Origin of the sequence: Mycobacterium angelicum, from assembly GCF_002086155.1 — a bacterium.
GTDB lineage: Bacteria > Actinomycetota > Actinomycetes > Mycobacteriales > Mycobacteriaceae > Mycobacterium > Mycobacterium angelicum.
Genome location: NZ_MVHE01000144.1, coordinates 1 through 3,737, shown reverse-complemented (window position 1 = coordinate 3,737; position 3,737 = coordinate 1). Strand labels below are relative to the sequence as shown.

Here is a 3,737-nt window from a genome sequence, read left to right as displayed (position 1 = left end):
GCCCCCAGTGCCGCCAGTGCCGCCGGCGCTGCCGTTGCCGCCGTTGCCAGGCGTAGTACTGAGCGTGGCGGTGCCGCCGTTTCCGCCATTGCCGCCGGTGTTGCCGCCGTTGCCGCCGGTGCCGACGCCGCTGGTGCCGCCGGCGCTGCCGCTGCCGCCGGCTCCTGCGTTGCCGCCTTGGCCGCCGATGGCGCCGTTGCCGCCGTTGCCGCCGTTGCCGCCGTTGCCGCCGTTGCCGCCGTTGCCGCCGATACCGGCGGTGCTAGTGCCGGCGGTGCCGCCGTTGCCGCCGTTGGCGCCGGTTCCACCGGTGCCGCCGGTACCGCCGCTGAAGCCGCCCGCTCCGCCCCCGCCGCCGCTGCCGCCTTTGCCGCCAGTGCCGCCGTTGCCGCCGGCGCCGGTTCCAACGCCGTTGCCGGCTTGGCCGCCTATGGTGCCTAAGGCGCCGTTGCCGCCTGCGCCGCCGTTGCCGCTAGTGCCGCCTTTGCCCCCGGTGCCGCCGTTCCCGCCGCTACCGCCGGTGCCGCCAGCACCCCCCGCACCGTTGCCGCTGCCGCCCGCACCGCCAGTGCCGGCAGCGCCGGCAGTACCGGCGTTGCCGCCTTGGCCGCCGGCGCCGGTGCTTACGGTGTTGGCGCCGCCGGCGCCGCCGGCACCGCTGGTGCCGCCGGTGCCGCCTTGGCCGCCGGTGCCGCTGCCGGCGCCGCCGGTACCGCCGCTTCCGGCGTTGCCGCCGTTGCCACCGGCACCGCCGGTGCCGCCGGTACCGGAACCTGAACTGCGACTGCCGCCGGTGCCGCCCGCGCCGCCGGCGCCTGCGTTGCCGCCTTGGCCGCCGGTGCCGCCACCGGCGCCGCTGATGCCGTCGCCGCCGAGGCCGCCGGCGCCGCCGGCGCCGCCTTTGCCGCCGATGCCCCCGGTGCCCGCGGTGGCGGTCGATGCGGCGCCGGCTCCGCCGGTGGCACCGGTGCCGCCCTGGCCGCCGGTTCCGCCGACGCCATTGGCCCCACCGCCACTGCCTCCGGCGCCGGCAAGCCCGCCTACGCCTCCATTGCCGCCGGCCCCGCCGATTCCGCCGGTGTAGGCGGAGCCGGCGCCGGCGCCCGGGGCTCCGCCGTTGCCGCCGGCCCCGCCGGTTCCACCGTCACCGCCGGTTCCGCCGCCGGCGCCGCCGGTTCCGCCCATGCCTGCTGTGCCGCCGAGGCCGCCCTTGCCGCCAGTCCCGCCGGTGCCGCTGGAGGAGGTGTTGGCGCCGCCGCCTCCGCCGATGCCGCCTGCGCCGGCGTTGCCGCCTTGGCCGCCCTGGCCGCCGCCTACGCCGCCGATGCCCGCGCCGCCGGTGCCTCCTGTGCCGCCGGCGCCGCCTTTTCCGCCGACCCCGCCGGTGCCTGCGCTGGCCGTTGAGATGCCGCCAGTTCCGCCGGTGGCGCCGGTGCCGCCCTGGCCACCGTTTCCGCCGGCGCCGTTAGCGCCACCGCCACTTCCCCCGGTGCCAGCAACACCACCCGCGCCGCCGTTTCCGCCGGCTCCGCCGACGCCGCCGGTGTAGGCGGAACCGAGGCCGGTACCGCTCGCGGCGCCGGCTCCGCCGTTGCCGCCAGTTCCGCCGTTGCCGCCCGTCCCGCCACCGGTGCCGCCGGTGCCGCCGGTGCCGGCGATGCCGCCAGTGCCGCCCGCACCGCCGGTGCCACCCGCGCCAGTGCTTGAAGTGCGATTGGCGCCGCCGGCGCCTGCCCCGCCGTCGCCGGCGTTGCCACCTTGGCCGCCCTTGCCACCGCCTACGCCGCCAAGACCGGCACCACCTGCGCCGCCGTTCCCGCCGTTACCGCCGGTGCCGCCGGCACCGCCGGTAGCCGCATTCCCTGTCGCGGTGCCGCCGCCCCCGCCGGTTCCGCCGGTACCGCCCTGGCCACCAACTCCGCCGACGCCGTTGGTGCTTCCACCCGCGCCGGCAGCACCAGCAGCACCGCCCGTGCCCCCGGCGCCGCCCTTACCGCCGATGCCAGCGACACCTGCGGTCGAACCGGTCGAGCCGCTACCGCCGGTTCCGCCGGTCCCGCCCTTACCGCCGATGCCGCCGTTTCCGCCGGCCCCGCCGCCCGTTCCGCCGATCCCGGCGCCGCCGGTCCCGCCGGCTCCCGCGTTACCGCCAGCGAACGCGGCACCGCCGGTTGCGCCACTGCCCGGGCTGGCGTTGGTGCCATTGCCGCCTTGGCCGCCGTTGCCACCGATGCCGCCTTGACCGCCGGTGCCGGGGGCGCCGGTGGCGCCGCTGCTGCCGCCGGTGCCGCCGGTGCCGGCCGCGCCGCCGGTGCCGCCGGCACCTGCTGCCCCGCCCGTGCCGCCGGTGCCGCCGGTGCCGCCAACGCCAGTGGTGCTGTCGGCGCCTGAGCCACCCGCACCGCCGATCCCGCCTTGGCCGCCCTGGCCGCCCTTGCCGCCGGTGCCATTGGTGCCGCCGGTGCCGGAGCCGCCGCCCTGGCCGCCTTGACCGCCTTGACCGCCGGCGAATCCGGTGCCGCCGGTGGCGCCGCTGCCCGCTGCGGCGGCGGTGCCGTTGGCGCCGGTGCCGCCGCTGCCACCTTGGCCGCCGGTGCCGCCGGTGCCCGCTTTTCCGGTGGTGCCAGTGGTTCCGCCGGTTCCGCCGCTGCCGGTTCCGCCGCCTGCGCCGCCGGCGCCGGCCTGTCCGCCTTGGCCGCCGGTGCCGCCGGTGGCGCCGATGCCGGTGGTGCTGTCGGCGCCGGAGCCGCCGGTGCCGCCGATGCCGCCTTGGCCGCCGATGCCGCCCTTGCCGCCGGTGCCATTGGTGCCGCCGGTGCCGGAGCCGCCGCCTTGGCCGCCTTGGCCACCCTTGCCGCCGGCGAATCCGGCGCCGCCGGTGGCGCCGCTGCCCGCGGCGGCGTCGGTGCCGTTGCCGCTGTTACCGCCCTGGCCGCCGGCGCCGCCCTGGCCGCCGGTGCCGGCGTTTCCGGTGGCGCCGGTGGTTCCGCCGGTTCCGCCGGTGCCCGCGTTGCCGCCTGCGCCGCCGGCGCCGGCTTGTCCGCCTTGGCCGCCGGTGCCGCCGGTGGCGCCGACGCCGGTGGTGCTGTCGGCGCCAGAGCCGCCGGTGCCGCCGATGCCGCCTTGGCCGCCGGTGCCGCCCTTGCCGCCGGTGCCATTGGTGCCGCCGGTGCCAGAGCCGCCGCCCTGGCCGCCTTGGCCGCCCTTGCCGCCGGCGAATCCGGTGCCGCCGGTGGCGCCGCTGCCCGCGGTCGCATTGGTGCCGTTGCCGCTGTTACCGCCCTGGCCGCCGGTGCCGCCCTGGCCGCCAGTGCCGGCGTTGCCGGTGGTGCCGGTGGTGCCGCCGGTTCCGCCGCTGCCGGTTGCCGCCTGCGCCGCCGGCGCCGGCTTGTCCGCCTTGGCCGCCGGTGCCGCCGGTGGCGCCGATGCCGGTGGTGCTGTCGGCGCCGGAGCCGCCGGTCCCGCCGGTGCCGCCCTTGCCACCCACGCCGCCGGCGCCGCCGGAGCCGTTGATGCCGCCGGTGCCGGAGTCGCCGCCTTGTCCGCCTTGGCCGCCTTGGCCGCCGGCGAAGCCGGTTCCGCCGGTGGCGCCGCCGCCTGCTGCGGCGTCGGTGCCGTTGGCGCCGGTGCCGCCGCTGCCACCTTGGCCGCCGGTGCCGCCGGTGCCCGCTTTGCCGGTGGCGCCAGTGGTTCCGCCGGTTCCGCCGCTGCCGGTTCCGCCGCCTGCGCCGCCGGCG

1 protein-coding gene is annotated in these 3,737 nt (G+C 80.1%); it reads right to left on the bottom strand.

Annotated elements, in window-relative coordinates; all coding sequences use genetic code 11:
• The coding region (locus tag BST12_RS32425; RefSeq protein ID WP_211281388.1) for a hypothetical protein at positions 1-3,483 on the bottom strand (3,483 nt) is incomplete at its 3' end.
• Between the last annotated feature and the right edge of the window lie 254 nt (positions 3,484-3,737).